Source organism: Comamonadaceae bacterium OTU4NAUVB1 (genome assembly GCA_024372625.1).
GTDB lineage: Bacteria > Pseudomonadota > Gammaproteobacteria > Burkholderiales > Burkholderiaceae_C > Variovorax.
Genome location: CP099604.1, coordinates 115392 through 132555 on the forward strand (window position 1 = coordinate 115392; position 17164 = coordinate 132555).

General features: G+C 71.7%; 22 protein-coding genes and 1 riboswitch. Of the genes, 10 read left to right on the forward strand and 12 right to left on the reverse strand.

The genetic code is table 11. The features are described 5' to 3' along the window. Positions 1-7 precede the first annotated feature (7 nt). The 7 genes from NF681_02715 to NF681_02745 all read right to left on the reverse strand — a co-directional run bounded on the left by NF681_02715 (position 8) and on the right by NF681_02745 (position 4384). Positions 8-358 (reverse strand): hypothetical protein, encoded by a 351-nt coding sequence (locus tag NF681_02715; GenBank protein ID UST52849.1) that lies wholly within the window; start codon positions 356-358, stop codon positions 8-10. Positions 359-525: 167 nt separating this feature from the next. Continuing rightward, positions 526-1533, reverse strand: coding sequence for a hypothetical protein (locus tag NF681_02720; GenBank protein UST52850.1), 1008 nt, complete (start codon positions 1531-1533; stop codon positions 526-528). 21 nt (positions 1534-1554) lie between these two features. Further along, a complete protein-coding gene (locus NF681_02725; GenBank protein UST52851.1) occupies positions 1555-1941 on the reverse strand; it encodes a CsbD family protein in 387 nt (128 codons plus the stop codon). 286 nt (positions 1942-2227) lie between these two features. Next, positions 2228-2689, reverse strand: coding sequence for a hypothetical protein (locus NF681_02730; protein UST52852.1), 462 nt, complete (start codon positions 2687-2689; stop codon positions 2228-2230). A gap of 69 nt (positions 2690-2758) precedes the next feature. After that, the gene (locus NF681_02735; protein ID UST52853.1) at positions 2759-3013 is read right to left on the reverse strand and encodes a hypothetical protein; all 255 of its coding nucleotides are present in this window, start codon (positions 3011-3013) and stop codon (positions 2759-2761) included. Positions 3014-3027: 14 nt separating this feature from the next. Continuing rightward, positions 3028-3213: a hypothetical protein gene (locus NF681_02740; GenBank protein UST52854.1), complete on the reverse strand. Its 186-nt coding sequence runs from the start codon at positions 3211-3213 to the stop codon at positions 3028-3030. A gap of 214 nt (positions 3214-3427) precedes the next feature. Further along, on the reverse strand, positions 3428-4384 hold the full coding sequence (locus tag NF681_02745) for a LysR family transcriptional regulator (protein ID UST52855.1): 957 nt from the start codon (positions 4382-4384) through the stop codon (positions 3428-3430). A gap of 101 nt (positions 4385-4485) precedes the next feature. Between NF681_02745 and NF681_02750 the strand changes: the two genes are divergently transcribed. Genes NF681_02750 through NF681_02760 form a run of 3 tightly spaced genes read left to right on the forward strand, consistent with a single transcriptional unit; the run spans position 4486 to position 7930 of the window. Continuing rightward, positions 4486-6324, forward strand: coding sequence for a gamma-glutamyltransferase (locus NF681_02750; GenBank protein UST52856.1), 1839 nt, complete (start codon positions 4486-4488; stop codon positions 6322-6324). Positions 6325-6384: 60 nt separating this feature from the next. Next, complete coding sequence (locus NF681_02755) at positions 6385-7350, forward strand: tripartite tricarboxylate transporter substrate binding protein (protein UST52857.1); 966 nt, start codon at positions 6385-6387, stop codon at positions 7348-7350. Continuing rightward, complete coding sequence (locus NF681_02760) at positions 7343-7930, forward strand: GAF domain-containing protein (GenBank protein UST52858.1); 588 nt, start codon at positions 7343-7345, stop codon at positions 7928-7930. Before NF681_02755 ends, NF681_02760 begins: the two co-directional genes overlap by 8 nt. 25 nt (positions 7931-7955) lie before the next feature. Here NF681_02760 and NF681_02765 read toward each other — a convergent pair whose 3' ends face one another. After that, positions 7956-9104, reverse strand: a complete 1149-nt coding sequence (locus NF681_02765) for a beta-lactamase family protein (GenBank protein ID UST52859.1) — start codon at positions 9102-9104, stop codon at positions 7956-7958. Positions 9105-9395: 291 nt separating this feature from the next. Beyond that, positions 9396-9501, forward strand: a riboswitch (TPP riboswitch). 73 nt (positions 9502-9574) lie between these two features. Here NF681_02765 and NF681_02770 point away from each other — a divergent pair. Next, on the forward strand, positions 9575-10006 hold the full coding sequence (locus NF681_02770; protein UST52860.1) for a thiamine-binding protein: 432 nt from the start codon (positions 9575-9577) through the stop codon (positions 10004-10006). A 279-nt stretch (positions 10007-10285) separates the two neighbouring features. Here NF681_02770 and NF681_02775 read toward each other — a convergent pair whose 3' ends face one another. Continuing rightward, the gene (locus NF681_02775) at positions 10286-10588 is read right to left on the reverse strand and encodes a hypothetical protein (GenBank protein ID UST52861.1); all 303 of its coding nucleotides are present in this window, start codon (positions 10586-10588) and stop codon (positions 10286-10288) included. Between the two features lie 251 nt (positions 10589-10839). On the opposite strand from NF681_02775, the gene NF681_02780 reads away from it, so the two are divergent. After that, the gene (locus NF681_02780) at positions 10840-11877 is read left to right on the forward strand and encodes a methionine synthase (GenBank protein ID UST52862.1); all 1038 of its coding nucleotides are present in this window, start codon (positions 10840-10842) and stop codon (positions 11875-11877) included. 49 nt (positions 11878-11926) lie between these two features. Here NF681_02780 and NF681_02785 read toward each other — a convergent pair whose 3' ends face one another. Then, complete coding sequence (locus tag NF681_02785; GenBank protein UST52863.1) at positions 11927-12646, reverse strand: TetR/AcrR family transcriptional regulator; 720 nt, start codon at positions 12644-12646, stop codon at positions 11927-11929. 123 nt (positions 12647-12769) lie between these two features. On the opposite strand from NF681_02785, the gene NF681_02790 reads away from it, so the two are divergent. Beyond that, positions 12770-13201, forward strand: a complete 432-nt coding sequence (locus NF681_02790) for an ABA4-like family protein (GenBank protein UST52864.1) — start codon at positions 12770-12772, stop codon at positions 13199-13201. A gap of 63 nt (positions 13202-13264) precedes the next feature. Further along, positions 13265-14128, forward strand: a complete 864-nt coding sequence (locus NF681_02795; GenBank protein UST52865.1) for a hypothetical protein — start codon at positions 13265-13267, stop codon at positions 14126-14128. A 12-nt stretch (positions 14129-14140) separates the two neighbouring features. Here NF681_02795 and NF681_02800 read toward each other — a convergent pair whose 3' ends face one another. Continuing rightward, positions 14141-14482, reverse strand: coding sequence for a hypothetical protein (locus NF681_02800; GenBank protein UST52866.1), 342 nt, complete (start codon positions 14480-14482; stop codon positions 14141-14143). A 327-nt stretch (positions 14483-14809) separates the two neighbouring features. Between NF681_02800 and NF681_02805 the strand changes: the two genes are divergently transcribed. The 3 genes from NF681_02805 to NF681_02815 all read left to right on the forward strand — a co-directional run bounded on the left by NF681_02805 (position 14810) and on the right by NF681_02815 (position 16350). Beyond that, on the forward strand, positions 14810-14992 hold the full coding sequence (locus NF681_02805; protein UST52867.1) for a DUF3606 domain-containing protein: 183 nt from the start codon (positions 14810-14812) through the stop codon (positions 14990-14992). 79 nt (positions 14993-15071) lie between these two features. Then, the gene (locus tag NF681_02810) at positions 15072-15830 is read left to right on the forward strand and encodes a ZIP family zinc transporter (GenBank protein UST52879.1); all 759 of its coding nucleotides are present in this window, start codon (positions 15072-15074) and stop codon (positions 15828-15830) included. A gap of 37 nt (positions 15831-15867) precedes the next feature. Beyond that, positions 15868-16350, forward strand: coding sequence for a GNAT family N-acetyltransferase (locus NF681_02815; GenBank protein ID UST52868.1), 483 nt, complete (start codon positions 15868-15870; stop codon positions 16348-16350). On the opposite strand, the gene NF681_02820 is transcribed toward NF681_02815, so the two are convergent. Beyond that, on the reverse strand, positions 16340-17134 hold the full coding sequence (locus NF681_02820; protein ID UST52869.1) for an NUDIX domain-containing protein: 795 nt from the start codon (positions 17132-17134) through the stop codon (positions 16340-16342). The two genes, NF681_02815 and NF681_02820, sit on opposite strands and share 11 nt — an antisense overlap. Between the last annotated feature and the right edge of the window lie 30 nt (positions 17135-17164).

Here is a 17164-nt window from a genome sequence, read left to right on the forward strand (position 1 = left end):
CCGCGCTTCAGCGCGGCCGGCCCAGCATCGCGCCGGGGGGCAGCACCGCGCACTTCACGCCCGCGCGGACGATCTCCAGCGGAATGACGGGGTCGCGCACCTCGGCGGCCACCCGCGCCAGATCGAGCAAGGTCAGGGACACGCTGCCGCGGTCCATCGCGCGGTAGGTGCTGGCCGCCCGGTTCAGGGCCTGCAGCTGGGAAAAGGACAGCCGTTCGGACAGGCTATCGCCGACGCATTCGGCCTTGTCGGGGGGAACGCCGTACCGCTCGAGCGCACTGGCGATGCGTTGCGAGGCGCAACCCGCGCTCAGGAGCAGGACGATGGCGGCGCAGGCAGTGACGCGCGTCTTTTTCATGGGATGGGTTGGAGATCGGTGAGGCGCGGCGGAGCGCCGGGAGGTCTGCGCGTGCCGCCGCGCCGGCGGCGTGCCGACGCTCGGGCCTCGGACCCCCACGCGGGCGTCGAGGTCCGCCGCGTGGTCGCTCGCCGATGGCGGTCGGCGATCCGGGCTCCGGCCGCTGCTCATGCCGTCGCGTGCGACGCGGCCGTCTCCAGGCGCAGCGCGGTGCGTCGCCCCAGGAAGCCGGCGGCGGCCGAGATGGCGAGGCCCAGCAGCATGACCGCCACGCCGGCCCAGGCCGCCTGGCTCACCGCCTTGGCAGCGGCATCGCCCGCTTCGCGTGCCTTCTGTTCCGCCTGCGCCTTCAGCTGGTCGTACTTGGCGACGGCTTGCTCGTACGTGCGCTGATAGTTCGACGCGATCGCTTCGGCCTCCGCGCGACCCTTGCCGGTGCGCGCGGCGATGATGTTGACCAGGGCTTCCTTGTCCGCCGCGTCCAGGCCGGGTTCGGCCTTGTTGCGCAGGCGCTCGAAGAAGGCGCTCAGCTCGTTGCCCGCGTCCTGGGGCTTGGCGGTGGCGTCGCCGGCGGCGGCCTTGCCATCCTTGAGCGCCTCGCCGGCCTTGGACTTCAGCACCGCCGGATCGAGCTCGGCCTTGCCGGACTGGCGCAGCAGGGACTCGAGTTCCTTGCGGGCTTCGGAGAAATCGAAGTCGATGCCGTTCTTCTGCAATTGCTCCTTCACGCCCGACGCCATGCCCGGCGCGACGGCGGCGACGCCCTGACCGGCCAGCGAGATGCCGCTGCCCGCCACGCGGGTGGCGGTGCCGACCACGCCGCCGGCCAGCGAGGACAGCGCGTAGACGGTGATCAGCGTGGTGACCGCCCAGCACAGCACGCCGTGCAGGACGCCCTTGCCCGGGGCCGCGCGGCCGGCGAAGAACGCACCGACGGCCAGCGCGAGCAGGGTCGAGACGCCGACCCACACGCCCGCGCCGGTGCCGAAGCCCGCCAGCGGGTTGCGCTCGCCCATCGCGTCGATGGAACCCGCACCGATGGCGGTGCCCAGGACGCCGAGGAACAGGTAGGTCACCAGGGCGAGGAAGAGGCCCGCCACGACGGCCCCCCAGGAGATGCGCGCGATGGGCGCGAGGCGCGGTGCCGTGACGACGGCTTCGTTCGAATGGATCATGGGGTCAGGTCCTCCGGCGCATCAACGCTTGGCGGACCAGAGGGCCCCGAGGACGAAGCACGCGCCGGCGACGACGGCCACCGTCCCGACGGGGTTCTTCACGGCCGCCTCGCGCAAGGACTCGACGATCCGGCCGTAGCCGTACTGGGCACCGCCGGCGGCGCGGCGCGCCTTGCCGGCGTATTCGGTGCCGGTGTCGCCGGTGGCGGCGCCGAACGCTTCCTGCACGCGGCCGGCGATGTTTTGAAAAGCGCCTTCGGTCTTGTCGAACATGATGATTTCTTCTGTGGATGGGTGGAATGGAAAAAAAAGCGACGTCGATGCGCGATACGGCTCTGCGGCCGCATTCGCACCCGTCGTCGATGCCTGGGCATCGCGCGCGGTCGTCGTGCGGAAGGCCGCGCGCATCGACGGCGGGTCCGGTGATCGTAAGCAGCGGATCGCGCGGTCCAGGCCTGCAGATGCACTAGGCGACGTAGTGCGTTTGAACCACTTCGTCCCGTTGCGGCCTCGACTTGTAGGCGCCGATCCTGGCGGCGGGTCGGCAATGTCCAATTGGGCGGGCGGCGACGCGCATGGCCATTTGGATTCGGCAATCGTCGACTGGCGACTGGCAACTAGCGACGGTCAATTGGAGAGTGGCAATTGGCAACCGGCAATAGTGGACAAGTCCGCGCCGGGCGACCTGGGATCCTCAGAAATGGCGTGCCAGGGACAGTCGCAGCATGTTCTGCGCCGTGAAGTTGACTTTCGGATCCCACGCCGCCCGGGCCGACCACGTCGGCCAGTCATACCCCAGGGACAGCCCGGTCCGGCGGATGAACCGACCCTCGACGGTGCCCTGCTTGGCGAGCAGGTCGACGATGAACCTGTCGCCCCCCGACAGCTTCTGGCGCCAGACCAGATGCACGTGCTGCTGGTCCGGTTGCGTCCGGTTGTCGCGCACCACCTGCAGCGTCATCGAGCTCGCCTCGCTCCAGCGAAGGCCGCCGTAGAGGGTGTAGGCATCGTTGGGATCGAAGTTCAGGTTGACGTAGGGGCGCAGGTTGGTGCGTCCCAGCCCCGCGCCCGCGAACCAGCGCTCGCCCGCCTCGACGGCCAGCGCGCCACCCAGGAAGCCGCCCGACGCGGCCTGCAGCGAGGGCAGGATTCGCACGTCCCCCCACGTGAAGACGTCGTCCCAGCCGCCGCGCGGTTCCGAGAATCCCAGGGCCGGCGAGCGGAACTACCCCAGCCAGACATTGCCCTTGCCGTACGTGTAGCGCAGGTTGACGTCGAGGCCGGGGCCCGCGGGCATGCCGCCCCCCGCCATGCCGTAGGAACCCAGGGTGAGCTTGAACGGCTCCGGCCGGCCGGCCTCGACCGACTGGCCGGCTGGCACCTGGGCGCGCGCCGGCAGGCAGGTCCCGCCCAGCGCGCCGAGCGCCACGAGGGTCCCGACGGCCACGATGCCCGGCGGCCGGCCGTGTCGACGTCGCATCGGGTGCACGGGCGCTAGACCAGCGCCATCGCCTGCGCGGCCGACAGCACGTCCCCGAAGAAGGCGAACACCTGCGTGAGTTGCCGGTGCTGCAGGTCGAACAGGGCGTAGCCGACGGCGCTCGCGCCACCGTCCGGCCGCGGCGACTCGTCGCCGACGAACATCTCGATGACGTAGCAGAGCCCGAGCTGGATCTTCACGCAACCTCTGGTCATTCGGGTCCGGGCTTTCTGGAACTTTGAACTTGGAAAAGGTGCTCGCGACACGCCGGAACCGCATCCTTCCGGGCCACCGGTCCACCGCATCCGGGGTCCGGCTGGCGAACGCGTCACGCGCGCCGCAGTGTCCGTGCCCAGGCTGAACCCCGGGTGAATGGCGCGTGGCCCGGGCACGACGCGGCGTCGCGCCGCGTGACTACCCGGCCGGCCGCAGCCCCGCGAGGATGGCGTCGCGCAGTCCCGTGATGACCGCCTCCTTGGGCGAGCCTTTCAGCCACGCCAGTCCCACCGGGGGCAGGGACCAGGGCAGGGCCTGCGGCAGCACCTCGCCGGCGCCGTCCTGCGCCACCGCCTGGGCGATGTCGTCCGGCAGGATGGTGACCCCGCGCGGCAGGCGTCGCAGCGCCGAGGCGATCGTGCGCACGGCGTAGGCCTCCAGCAGCGGCACCGGCGCCCGCTTGCCGGCACCGGAGAAGAGCGCGTCGATCACCTGGCGGATGGGGGTGTCGGCGGGCGGGAACAGCCAGTCCATGTCCGAGAGCTGCGCGATGTCGATGTGCGGGTAGCCGCCCAGCCGGGCCGCGCTGGGGCGGGCCACCACCAGGCGGGGCTGCTGCTGGTAGAGCAGCACCTGCTGGAGGTCGGCGTCGACCTCGGCCTGGGAGAACCGGCAGATGGCGCAGTCCAGCGAGCGTTCGTGCAGCGCACGCAGCAGGTTGCCGGTGAGGTCTTCCACCGACGCCACCCCGAGGCGTGGCTGGTAGGCGAAGAGGTGTTCCCAGGTGAGGTCGAGCACCCGGTCGGAGGCGTAGGGCAGCACCCCCAGCCGCAGGCGGCCCCGCCGCCCGACCCGCACGCCGTCGAGCTCCCGCACCAGCGCCTGGTTCTCCGCCACGGTGTGGCTGGCGCGGGCGATCACGAGTTCGCCCGCGACGGTGGGCGCCAGCCCCCGACCGGTCCGCACGAACAGCAGGGTGCCGAAGATCTCCTCGATGTCCGCCAGGGCCCGGGTCACGGTCGGCTGGCTGGTGCCCAGCATCTCCGCCACGCGGGTCACGGAGCGGTGTTGCGCCAGGGCGATCAGCAGGGTGTAGTGCCGCAGCTTGAGCCGGTTCTCCAGGGCATCGGGAAGGGGCGCGGGGCGCGGGCTCATGGGTGGGCGAGGTATAGCAATCCATGCATTCTGTCATGCATGGACATGCCCCCTGGTCTATTTCATGCTTCACGTTTTCCACGCCGTCCGACCGCATCCCCATGAGCACTTTCACCACCCGTCCCGAGATCACCGGCACCTTCGGCGTCGTTTCGTCCACCCACTGGCTCGCCTCGCAGACGGCGATGGGCGTGCTCGAGCGCGGGGGCAACGCCTTCGACGCGGCGGTGGCCGGCGGCTTCGTGCTGCAGATGGTCGAGCCGCACCTGAACGGTCCGGGTGGCGAGGTGCCGCTGCTGCTGTGGAGCGAGGCCGAGCAGCGCATGCTCGCCGTCAACGGCCAGGGCGTGGCGCCGGCCGAGGCCTCGGTGACGACGTTCCGGCGCCTGGGGTTCGAACAGGTGCCCGGCATCGGCCTGCTCCCGGCGACCGTGCCGGGTGCCTTCGGGGCCTGGATGCGCGTGCTGCGCGACCACGGCACCTGGTCGCTCGCCGAGGTGCTGGCACCGGCGATCGCCTGTGCGCGCGACGGTTTCCCGCTGATCGAACGCGCCGTCCAGGCGATCTACGCGGTCCAGGACCTGTTCCGCACGCAATGGACGTCGTCGGCCGAGACCTGGCTGCCCGACGGCCGGGTGCCCGCGCCCGGCGCGCTGTTCTGCCTGCCGGTGCTGGCCGCCACCTACGAGCGGCTGATCGACGAGGCGCAGCGGCGCGGACCGGGGCGCACCGCGGAGATCGACGCCGCGGTGGACATCTGGTATCGCGGCTTCGTCGCCAGGGCGATCGATCGCTACTACCGCACCGCCGAAGTCCGCGACACCAGCGGGGAGCGCCACGGCGGCCTGCTGCGCTACGACGACATGGCCAACTGGCGCGCCAGCGTCGAGTCGCCGCTGACGATGGACTTCGGCCGCTACACCCTGGCCAAGTGCGGCTTCTGGAGCCAGGGTCCGGCCTTCCTGCAGCAGATCGGCATGCTGCGCCACGCCGGGCTGGAACGCCACGCGCCGCACACCGCCGGCTTCGTGCACCGCATCGCCGAAGCCGCCAAGCTCGCCATGGCCGACCGTGCCGCCTGGTATGGCGCCGCGCCGGGTGCTTCGCCCGACGCGCAGGCCGCGCTGCTGGGCGACGACTACCTGCGCGCGCGCTGGGCCGAGACCGGCGAACGCGCCTCGGCCGACTTCCGGCCCGGCCACCCCGGGGGCCGCGCGCCGCGCCTGCCGGACCTCGCCGTGGCGCAGCGCACCGTCGAGTCCGCCGACCTGCGCTTCGGCATCGGCGAGCCGACCTTCGCCGCGCTGCCGCCGGTGGCGGAGTGGGCCGAGCGCGAGGTCTTCGTCGGCGACACCTGCCACATCGACGTGATCGACCGGCACGGCAACATGGCCGCCGCCACCCCGTCGGGCGGCTGGCTGTCGTCCAGCCCGACCGTTCCGGCGCTCGGCTTCGCCATCAACACCCGCCTGCAGATGACCTGGATGGACGAGGGCCTGCCCAACACCGTGACGCCCGGCGTGCTGCCCTGCACCACGCTGTCGCCGTCGATGGCGCTGCGCGACGGGCGTCCCTACATGGCCTTCGGCACGCCCGGGGGCGATCAGCAGGACCAGTGGTCGCCGGCGTTCTTCCTGCGCCACGCGGTCCACGGCATGAACCTGCAGCAGGCCATCGACGCGCCGGCCTGGCACGTCGACCACTTCCCCGCCTCGTTCTGGCCGCGCCAGACCACCCTCAACCGCCTGAGCATCGAATCGCGTTTCGATCCGGCGGTGATCGAGGCCCTGCGCGCCGCGGGCCACGAGGTGCGGGTGGGCGAGCCGTGGTCCGAGAGCCGCCTGTCGGCCTGCACCCAGGAGCGCGACGCCCGGGGCCGGCTCGTGCTGCGGGCGGCCGCCAACCCGCGCGGCATGCAGGGCTACGCGGTCGGCCGCTGAACCGTTTTCCGCCGTCCTCCTCCGTTTTCCTCCACTTCAACTTCCACTTCGAGCTTTTCCATGACGTCCATCCTCCGACGCGGCCTGCTGGCCGCCGCGCTCCTCGGCACCGCCGGCCTGGCCCTCGCGGCCTATCCCGAGAAGACCATCACCCTGATCGTGCCCTGGGCCGCCGGCGGTTCCACCGACATCCTGGCGCGCGCCCTGGCGGAGCAGCTGACCCGGTCGATGGGCCAGCCGGTGATCGTCGACAACCGCGCGGGCGCCTCCGGCAACATCGGCTCCAATTTCGTCGCCAAGGCCCGCCCGGACGGCTACACCCTGCTGGTGGGCTCCATGAGCACCCACGCGATGAACCCCGCGATGATGGAGAAGATGCCCTTCCGGGGCGTCGAGGACTTCACGCCCATCGCGCAGATGGCCAACGTCGTCAACACGCTGGTGGTCAGCAACGCCGTGCCGGCGAAGACCGTCCGGGAATTCATCGCCTACGCCAAGGCCAATCCCGGCAAGCTGAACTACGCCAGCGCGGGCCCCGGCTCCACCAACCACCTGAGCGCGGTGCTGTTCGAAAAGGCGGCCGGTATCCAGATGGTGCACGTGCCCTACAAGGGGGGCGCGCCGGCGGTGCTCGACACCGTGGCGGACCAGACCCAGGTGCTGTTCTCGGCCGGCACCCAGACGCTGCCGCACGTGAAGGCCGGCAAGCTGAAGCTGCTGGCCGTCACCGAGGCCAAGCGTTCGCCCCTGCTGCCCGACGTCCCCGCCGTGGCCGAGACCCTGCCCGGCTACGAGCTGAGCGTGTGGTACGGCCTGTTCGGCCCCGCCGGCATGCCCGGCGACCTGGTCGCACGGCTGAACCAGGCGACCAACGCCGCGCTGGCGGACCCCGCCGTCCGCACCCGCATGGAGGGCATCGGCGTCGAGGTCGTCCAGACCACGCCCGCGCTGTTCGCCGACACCCTGAGGAAGGACGCCGAGCGTTACGGCAAGACCATCCGCGACCTGGGCATCAAGAATGAATGAGGTGCCTGCCCTGGCTCCCGCGCCTGCCGAGCCGCCCGGCCTGACACTGCCGGCGACGGTCTGCCGGCGGCTCGCCCACGACCTGCCGCGGGCCGCCGGGCCGGAGGCCGCCCTGGCCATCGTCGAAGGCGTGCGCCAGGAACTGCTGGGCGACGGCCTGCTCACGGTCAACCTGAACGTCACGCCGGCGGACGCCGCGCCGGACGTGGTCGAGCTGCAGCGTGCCTGGTCCTCGCGACCGGTGCACTACCCGGTGGCGGGCCGCAAGCGCAAGATGCTCACGGCCTGGACGCGTCAGTTGCTGCAACGCGCCGAGGTGTTCGTGGGGGAGGGCGACGATGCCCTCGCCGCCGTGTTCGACGACGCGCAACGGATCCGTTCCATGGGCCTGCACGCGGTGGTCAACGTGCCGCTGGTCGAGCCCGGCGGCCGGTGCTTCGCCACCTTCAACGTGCTCGGCGGCAACGGCGCCTGGACCGCGCAGGAGCGCCTGCTCGTCGAGCTGCTCGCCGCGCTGGCGCTGCCGGCGGTCCGGGGCTTCGCCGAACGGTCGCGCGAGGCGGGGACGATGCCCCGCTAGGCCGGGCGCGAACGCGGGCGGTGCTTCAGGACACCGCCCCGTACACCAGGTTCTTGTAGAGCATCCGGGTGTGGATGCGGTTCGACGGGCACTGCGCCATCAGCACCCCGACGAGTTGCTCGCGGGGATCGATCCAGAAGCTGGTGCCCCAGGCGCCCGCCCACATCGCGTCGCCCACGCTGCCCGGCGTCCAGCCCACGCCGTCGTACAGGCGCACGCCCCACCCCAGCCCGAAGCCGTAGCCCGGCCCGGTGGTCCCGGCCGGCACCCCGGCCTTGCCGACGAGGTGATCGGACAGCATGAACTCCACGGTCTTGCGCGACAGGTAGCGGGTGCGGCCGTCCGTGCCCCCGTTGAGCACCATCTGCGCGAACCTGAGGTAGTCCGCCCCCGTGCCGACGAGGCCCGCGCCGCCCTTGAGGTAGGTGCGCGGCGCGGGGTCGGTGTCCTGTCGATAGGCGCGCAGCATCGACGCCTTCAGCGGGTCGCTGTCCAGCGTCTCGGCCAGGCGGGCGCGGCGGGCGGGCGGCACCCACCAGGCGGTGTCGGTCATGCCCAGCGGGCCGATGAGCATTTCTTGCATCAGCACGTCCAGCCGCTTCCGGGTCGCGCGTTCCAGGAGCAGGCCCAGCACGTCGGTGGCGATCGAATAGAACCAGGTCGTGCCCGGCTGATAGGCCAGCGGGATGGTGCCCAGGCGCCGGAGCATCTCGTCGCCGGCGATGTCGACTTCCAGCGCTTCGATGTTCAGGTCCGCGTACAGCCTGCCGATGCGCGGCGAGGGGCTGGCCGGTCCGTAGACGAAGCCGGCGGTGTGCATCAGCAGGTCCTGCACGGTGATGGGCCGGGCCAGCGGCACGTCGCCGTTCGGCGTCTCGACCTTGAGGTCCCGGAGTTCGGGCAGCCAGGCCGTGACGGGATCGTTGATCTTCAGCGTCCCCTGCTCGGTCAGCATCATGGCGAGCACCGACGTCATCGGCTTGGTCATGGAAGCGAGGCGGAACAGCGCATCGCGCGGCATCGGCCGGGTCTTGGCCGCGTCGATGAACCCGACGGCCTCGTGCTGCACCAGCGCGCCCTCGTGCGCGACCAGCGACACCGCGCCGGCGAAGGTGCCCCGGTCGACCTGCGTGCCCAGTGCCGGAGCGATGCGCCCGATGCGGTCCGTCGACATCGCCGGACCCGGGGTGGGCCGGACGCCGGCGCAACCGCCGAGGAACGTGCTTCCGAGGATGGAAAAGGTGATCCCGCGCCGCGTGATGCTCATCGTCTTGTCTCCATGTGCCTGATCGGGCCACCAGTCTGCGACATCCGCGCGCCCGGCATGGACGGGCAAAACCCGCAGGTGGGGCCGTGCGGCGGGCAGGTCCGCCCGGGGACCCCGCCGATGCGCCGCGACACGGCCCGGCGCCGCCCTTCCTACAATCGCGCCGGCCATGTCGGCGACCGGGCGGTCGGCGGCGTGGTCATCCGCTGGGGGTGTTGGCACGACCGCAAGGCGTGGCGACTGAGAAAGTCCCTTCGAACCTGACTGAGGTAATCCTCGCGCAGGGAAGCAAGTCCCGGAGCCTGCGGGTCCGCGCCATCCGGCGCCGGCACGATGGCCCCGGGCGCTCGCCGACCTGACGTCTGCACGAGTTTTTCATGGCACATCCATCGTTTCCACTTTCGCGCCCCGTCCGGCGCGCGCTCGCGTCGCTGTCGTTCCTGGCCTGCGCGGCGAGCGGGGCCCAGCCGGCGCCCTCCGTCGTCGCCGCGCCGACGCCCAGCGGCCACGTGCTGGCCGAGATCCAGGTCATCCCCCGGCCGGCGGGCACGGCCACCGACCGCTACCGCCATGTCGACGCCGCCATCGCCGTGATCCAGTCCTCCGGCCTGCGCTACGAAGTCCACGGCCTGGGCACGGTGGTCGAAGGCCCGCCGGAAAGGATCTGGCCGCTCCTGCAGGCCGTCCACCAGGCCACGCTCGAAGCCGGGGCCGAGCGCACGCTGAGCATCATCAAGGTCTCCAGCGGCGCCGAGGCGGGCGGGCCGCGCGTCGAGGACCTGACGCGCAAGTTCCGCAACGGACGCTGACGCGATCCCGGCGCGCCCGGGCCTGGCGGCGCGACCGCCTCGCCATCGCGCGGCCCGGAAATTTCCGCGCGGCGTGCGCGATCACCACCACGGTCACGGGCACGGGCACATGGCCGCGGACTTGCCCTGCCGTTTCGCCACGGGCGGGGGCCGGGTCGGGGCTGGGGTCGGGGTTGAACGGCAACGACGGCGGCGCATGCGTGCCGCTGCGTCGCCACGCCCCTTGCGACCGCGACACGTCGCTGTTCGCAGGGCTCTGCCCGCGTTTCGCCCGCGAGGTCAGCGGATGCCGGAGTGGTGCTTGAAACGCCCGAATGCCGCGTCCTTGCCCGGCTTGCCGTGCCCCCTGGTGGCCAGCAGGGCCCCGATCCAGCCGAAGTAGAAGAGCACCTGGAGGGCGCTGCGCGCGAGGAGCGCGCGCAGGCCCTCGGGCGTCTCGGTGCCGGTCCAGTGGAGCTGCAGGCCCACCAGCCAGCCGAACGACTTGGCCCAGTCCGCCAGCATGGACTGACCCTCGATCGACGGGCGCACGGCCTGTCCCATGCCGATGACGGCGGCCAGGGCCCAGACGATGGCTACCATGCGCAACACTCGCAGAAAGACAGACATGCAGATCCTCGTTGGAAAGAAACATTGATGGCGGGCGGCGCCGGGTCCGTGGCCTCGCCGGGTCGTCCGGGACCGGGAAGGCCACCGCGCCGGGGCCCGGGTCGGCGCACCGTCGCCCGCTCGACGGACCAGTTTACCGACCGACCTCGAGACGCAACCTTCAACCCACTGTCCGGACCCGGCATCGCAGTCCGGATTCGCCGGACCCCACACCAGGAATCCTCATGACGACCCCGCTCTTCGCCTCCGCCATCGCCGGCAGCCTGCCCAAACCCGGCTGGCTGTCGGAAACCAACAAACTCTGGCCGCAATGGAAGTCCGAGGGCGCCGAACTGGCCCAGGCCAAGGCCGACGCCACGCTCCTGTGGATCAAGGCCCAGGAGGACGCCGGGCTCGACGTGATCGGGGACGGCGAGCAGTCGCGCCAGCATTTCGTCCACGGCTTCCTCGAGCAGGTCGAGGGCATCGACTTCGAGCACAAGGTCAGGATGGGCATCCGCAACAACCGCTATGAAGCCATGCTGCCGCAGGTGGTGGCCCCGTTGCGCCTGAAGGGCCGTGTCCATGCCGCCGAAGCGCGGCTGCTGCGCGCGCACACGCAGCGCAGGATCAAGTTCACGCTGCCGGGCCCGATGACCATCGTCGACACCGTGGCCGATCGTCACTACGGCGACCGCGCGGCGATGGCCATGGCGTTCGCGGACCTCCTCAACCAGGAGGCGCTGGCCCTGCAGGCCGACGGGGTCGACATCGTGCAGTTCGACGAGCCGGCCTTCAACGTCTACATGCAGGACGCGGTCGACTGGGGTGTCGAGGCGCTCGAGCGCGCGGCGCGCGGTCTCACCTGCACGACCGCCGTGCACATCTGCTACGGCTACGGCATCCAGGCCAACGTGGACTGGAAGGCCTCGCTGGGTCAGGAGTGGCTGCAGTACGAGCAGATCTTCCCGGCGCTGGCCAGGAGCTGCATCGACCAGGTCAGCCTGGAGTGTTTCCATTCGCACGTGCCGCCGCACCTGATGGGCCTGCTGGCGGGCAAGGACGTGATGGTGGGCGTGATCGACGTGGCGAGCGACGTGATCGAGACTCCGGAGCAGGTCGCCGAGACCATCGGCCTGGCGCTGAAGTACGTCCCGAAGGAGCGCCTGCTGCCTTGCACCAACTGCGGCCTGGCGCCCATGGATCGCGAGGTCGCGCTGGCCAAGCTTCGTGCGCTGGGTGAAGGAACGGCGCTGGCGCGCCAGCGCCACGGTTCGGTCTGAGCCGCCCCCGTGGCGTCGGCATGGCCCCGGCGCGCGGGCCCGTCGGCCGTCACGCGGCGCGCTCGAAGGCACCGATCAGCCGCTCGAGCGCGTCGTCGATCACGGCCTGCCGTTGTCCGGCGTCGAGCGGCGCCATGAAGCCCATCGCGTCCTCGATCAGCAGGTTGGCGATGCCGTGGACCAGTCCCCAGCTGGCGGTGATGCCCGCGGCGATGGCGGTCGCCGACGCGGTCGGTTCCATCACGGCCTCGACGCAGCCTCGAAGCAGGCCGAACGCCTCGACCGGGGCGTCGCTCGCGCCGGCCCCGTCCGTGCAGGCGCCGGCGAGCCGCTGCGGCCGTCCGCCGAAGAACATCAGTCGGAAGAGCTGCGGATGCGCCTGCGCGAAGGCGATGTAGGCGCGTCCTGCCGCCGCCAGGCGCTGCCGTGGCGCCGCGCCGGCCGCCGCCATGTCCCGCGCCATCCGCTCGGCGAGGCGGGCGAAGCCGGCATCGGCCAGCGCGCCGAGGAGGGCGTCGGCGTTGGCGAAGTGGTGCGCCGGCGCGCCGTGGCTCACCTGCGCGCGCCGCGCTGTGCCGCGCAGCGAGAACCCGGCTAGCCCGGCCTCGACCAGTTCCGCTTCCGCGGCGGCGAGCAGGGCCGCACGGAGGTCGCCGTGGTGGTAGCTGCCCAACACGGTCCGGTCCGGGCCGTGTCGGCCGGTTGCGGCGGGCTGGGCCGGCCGGTCGTCGCGCGCGGCCGTGCCGATCTGTCGTGGAACGCGTGCCATGCCGATCCCTTTCCTGACGCCGAGGACGATGAAACACCGGATTCTATCTAGACAGCGTCCAGATTAAACTTTACAGTGTCTACATGACGTGGCCTCCGCCGTGTCCGATGAAGGAAGCCGGCCATGGACCTCGATGCGATCTTTTCCTTCGCCAGCCTGCTGGCGCTGCTGGGGTGGGTGGCGCTGGTCCTCAGCCCGTGGACGCCGGTCTGGTCGGACCGCATCGCGGCATGGTGGATTCCGTCGGTCATCGCCATGGCCTACACGGCGCTGGTGCTGGTCCATGTCGGCCGGGCCGAGGGTGGCTTCGGGTCGCTCGACGAGGTCGCGCGGCTGTTCTCGTCGCGCCCGGTCCTGCTGGCCGGATGGCTGCACTACCTGGCGTTCGACCTGGCCATCGGCGCCTGGGACGTGCGCGAGGCGCGGCGGCGGTCCGTGCCGTTCGCCTTCGTGGTGCCCTGCCTGGCCGCGACCTTCCTCGTGGGTCCGGCGGGCTTCCTGCTGTTCGTGGCGGTGCGCGCGTTCGCGGCCCGGCGTTCGCCCGCGACCGCGTGAGCGGGCCGACCGGGCCGCGACCTCGACCATCACAATGACCATGACCACGACCAGGATCGCCCCGTGACGGCTGCCATGCGCCCGGCATCCGGCGCCACCGACCGGTCCATGCCCGCCGGGCTTCCTCCCTGCGTGACGACGCGGTGGTGGGCCGACTGGGAACCGGCGACCACCCGCCTCGGACTGGCGATGGCCGCCCTGCTGCCGGTGCTGTTGCTGGCCGGGGCGATGGACGATCGCGCGATCGCGGGCCTTTCGGTCTGGGCCAAGCCGGCCAAGTTCGCGTTGGCCTTTTCGGTCTACCTCCTGACGCTCGGCTTCTTCGGCCGGTTCGTCGAGCGCGCCTTTCGCAAGCGCCGGGTCTTGAGGGGACCGATCCTCGTCGGCGCGGCGGCCATCGCGATGGAGCAGGCGATCATCACGCTGCAGGCGGCACGGGGCGTGGGTTCGCACTTCAACGGCGCCACGTCGCTCGACGCGGGGCTGTACGTGGCCATGGGCGTCGGGTCGCTGCTGCTCACGGCGATGACGCTGCCGGTGGCGTGGGGCGTCGCCCGTGGCGGCTCGGTCCGGCTGGACGGCGGCGTCCGCCTGGCCATCGTCGCGGGGCTGGTGCTGACCTTCGTGCTGACGCTGGCGACGGCCGGGACGCTGGCCATGCACGGCGGCCATCAGGTCGGCGGCCCCACCGGCCCGGCACGCACGCTGGCGCTGCTGGGCTGGCTGCGCGACGCGGGCGACCTGCGCGTGCCGCATTTCTTCGCCACCCACGCGATGCACGTCCTCCCGTTCCTGGCGTGGTGGATCGCGCGGTTCCGTGCCGGAGACCGACGCGGCGCCATCCTCGTCGCCGCGTTGTACGCCGCGGGCGTGGCGGCCCTGTTCGCCCAGGCGTTGGCGGGTCGTCCCTTCGCCGTGTGGGGTTGAGGCGGATGCGACTCAGCCCAGGGTCCAGTCGCGGAGCGACGCGGGAACCTCGTTCATCGCGTAGTGGTGGACGGTGGGTTCCCGGTCGAACACCTTGCCCAGGTGGGCCGGCGAGATCGTCGGCTGCAGGTGGTCGGGACCGGTGAAGGCCTTGATGTGGTCCATCGAGTCCCAGATCGACAGCACGACGACCTCGATCGTGCCGTCGCCCGCGTCGTTGAACAGGGCGCACGCGCGACGGTTGCCGGGCGCCAAGCGCATGCGGGCGAGGATCAGCCGTTCGACATCCGCGCGGCACTCCGCTTCGATGGCCGCGTGGATCCAGAAAGTCCAGGTGCGCAGTATCTGGTTCATCCGAGTGAGCGTCGTGGCGAGGAGCGATGTTTGAGTTGAGTACCAACGTACTACAAATAACAAGCTTTCGATGCAGAGCCCTTGCTCGACCGTCGCCATTGCGGCGGACGTCGCCGCGATGTGTCGCAGGGCTGCGGCAGCCATCTCGGCGGCTGCCACGCCGCTGAGACGGTCCGCGCGTCGCGTGCGCGGTTCGGTGCGACGCGAACCGCGGCCCCGTCGAGGTCCGCCGGCACCGCTTGCTGACAACGAGCCCAACCTTCGGCTGACGGGCGCGCGGTTTCCGCCGGCCAGCATCGAAGCCGGGATGCAACCGAAGGAGACACCATGACTGACGACCCGAGCCTGCGTGGACCGGCCGATGGCAGCCGGATCAATCTGCACGAGGACCACGAGGTCCGGTACTGGACCCACCGCTTCGGCGTCACCGCCGAACGGCTCGAGGCCGCCGTGAAGGCCGTCGGCGTGATGGTCGAGGACGTCGAGGTCTGGCTGGGAAAGTCCACGTGACGCACCGGGACCCCGGCGCGTCCCGGCGCGGCGCCCGGCCCGGTGGCGCGACGGGGGCGGACCGGGACGGGAGCATGTGATCTCGCCCGCGCTGCAAGCCGGTCTTTGGGGACTGTTCGCCGGTGGGGCGCTGGTCCTGGGCGCCGCGATCGCCTGGTTCCTGACGGTCCCCCGGCGGGTGATCGCCGGCGTCATGGCGTTCGGGTCGGGCGTGCTCATCTCGGCGCTGGCCTTCGAACTGATGGACGAGGCCTACCGTCGCGGCGGCCTGGACTCGACCGGCCTGGGCTTCGTCGGCGGCGCGCTGGTCTACACCGTCGTGAACGTCTGGCTGGCACGGCGCGGGGCCCGGCATCGCAAGCGTTCGCGCGCCGACCTCCAGCCCGAAGAAGCGGCGTCCGGCGGCAGCGGCATGGCCATCGCGGTCGGCGCGCTGCTCGACGGCATTCCCGAGTCGATCGTCATCGGCCTGAGCCTGCTCCAGGGCGGCGGGGTCAGTGTGGTCGCCGTCGTCGCGATCTTCCTGTCCAACGTCCCCGAGGGCCTGTCCAGCGCCGCGGGGATGCGGCGCGCCGGGCGGTCGGCACGCTACGTGTTCGGCGTCTGGAGCGCCATCGCCGTGGCGTCCGGGGCCGCGTCGTGGCTGGGCTACGTGGCCTTCAGCGGCGTCTCCGCCGAGATCGTCGCGGCCATCACGGCCGTGGCCGCCGGTGCCATCCTGGCCATGCTGGCCGACACCATGATTCCCGAGGCGTTCGACGAGGCGCACGACGCGGCCGGCCTGATCACGGTGATCGGCTTCTTCGCGGCGTTTATGCTCTCCAAGCTGGGCGGCTGAGGGCGGCTGCGACCGGCGCGTGCCTAACATCGCGGGCATGAACATCCGAATTTCCCGTGCCGAACCAGCGCGTGCGATGGACCTGCATCGCCTGCTGGAGGACTATTTCACCGCCCTGGCGATCGTCCAGCGCGACACCGTCGAGGACATCGCCCGCTCGCTCGCCGCGCCGGGCGAGTCGTCCTGGCTCGCCGAGGTCGATGGCGCCCCGGCGGGCTGCGTCGCCCTGCGCGAGGTGCAGGTGCCGGGCCTGCCGGCGGGCACGACGCGCGAATGCAAGCGGCTCTACGTGCGCCCGGAATTCCGGGGCCTGGGCATCGCCGCGCGCCTGCTGGACGCCATGGAGCGCCATGGCGCGGCGACCGGCATCGAGTGGATCTACCTGGACAGCAAGGACGACCTTGAAGCGGCCTTGCGCCTCTACGCCGAACGTGGCTATCGGGTCTGCGAGCGCTACAACGACAACCCGCAGGCGACGGTCTTCATGCGCAAGCGCCTGGCGGCCGGCCTCAGGCCCTGACCCCACGGCACAGGGCCACGGCCACCGCCGCTTCCAGCGTCAGCGCCCCGTCGGCGACGAGCGCGTCGATGCGGCCATCGCAGAAGGTGTCGAACCGCAGCACCTCGCCATCCCGGTTCACGGGCACCTGCCCGGCGTCCAGGCTGCAGGCGAAGGCATGGACGGTCTCCACCATGAAGCCGTGGGTGCCGGAATCCGCCACCGGCCGGCGCACGGTGAAACGGCCGGCGTCGCGCGGCGGCGTCGCCAGCGCGGCTAGGCGCACGCCGGCTTCCTCCCAGCTCTCGCGTTCCAGCGCCTGCGCGACGGATTCGCCGGCCGCCACGAGCCCGCCCGTGACGGTGTCCCACCGGCCCGGATCGGTCGCCTTGTCCAGCGCGCGCTGCTGCAGCCACCAGCCCCCATGATCCGGATCGCGTGCGTGGAGCTGGACGGCCCAGGTGGCGAGGCCCAGGTTGCGGGCCACGCCGCGCTCGACCACCGCCAGCGCCGGACCCCGGCCAGCGGCGCGCACCGCCAGCAGTTCGTCGCGCCAGCGCCCGGCGTGCCCGTTCGCGCGCAACCAGTCGGCGATCTCGCGCAATGCCGCCGAACCCGCGCCGCGCACCGTGGCCCGCGTGCCGCCGGGCGCCACCGTGAGCGGCAGGTCGGCGCGGCACATGGCCGCCAGCAGCGGCGCGGCGACGGAGCCGACCTCGTGGCCGTCGATCGCCAGGGCGACGCGCTGCGTGGCGGGAGGCCGGTCGGCCTGCTTCCTGATCTCGTTCCACCAGACAGGCGGCATGGGCGTGGCTCACGGGTTGCGGGAAAGCGG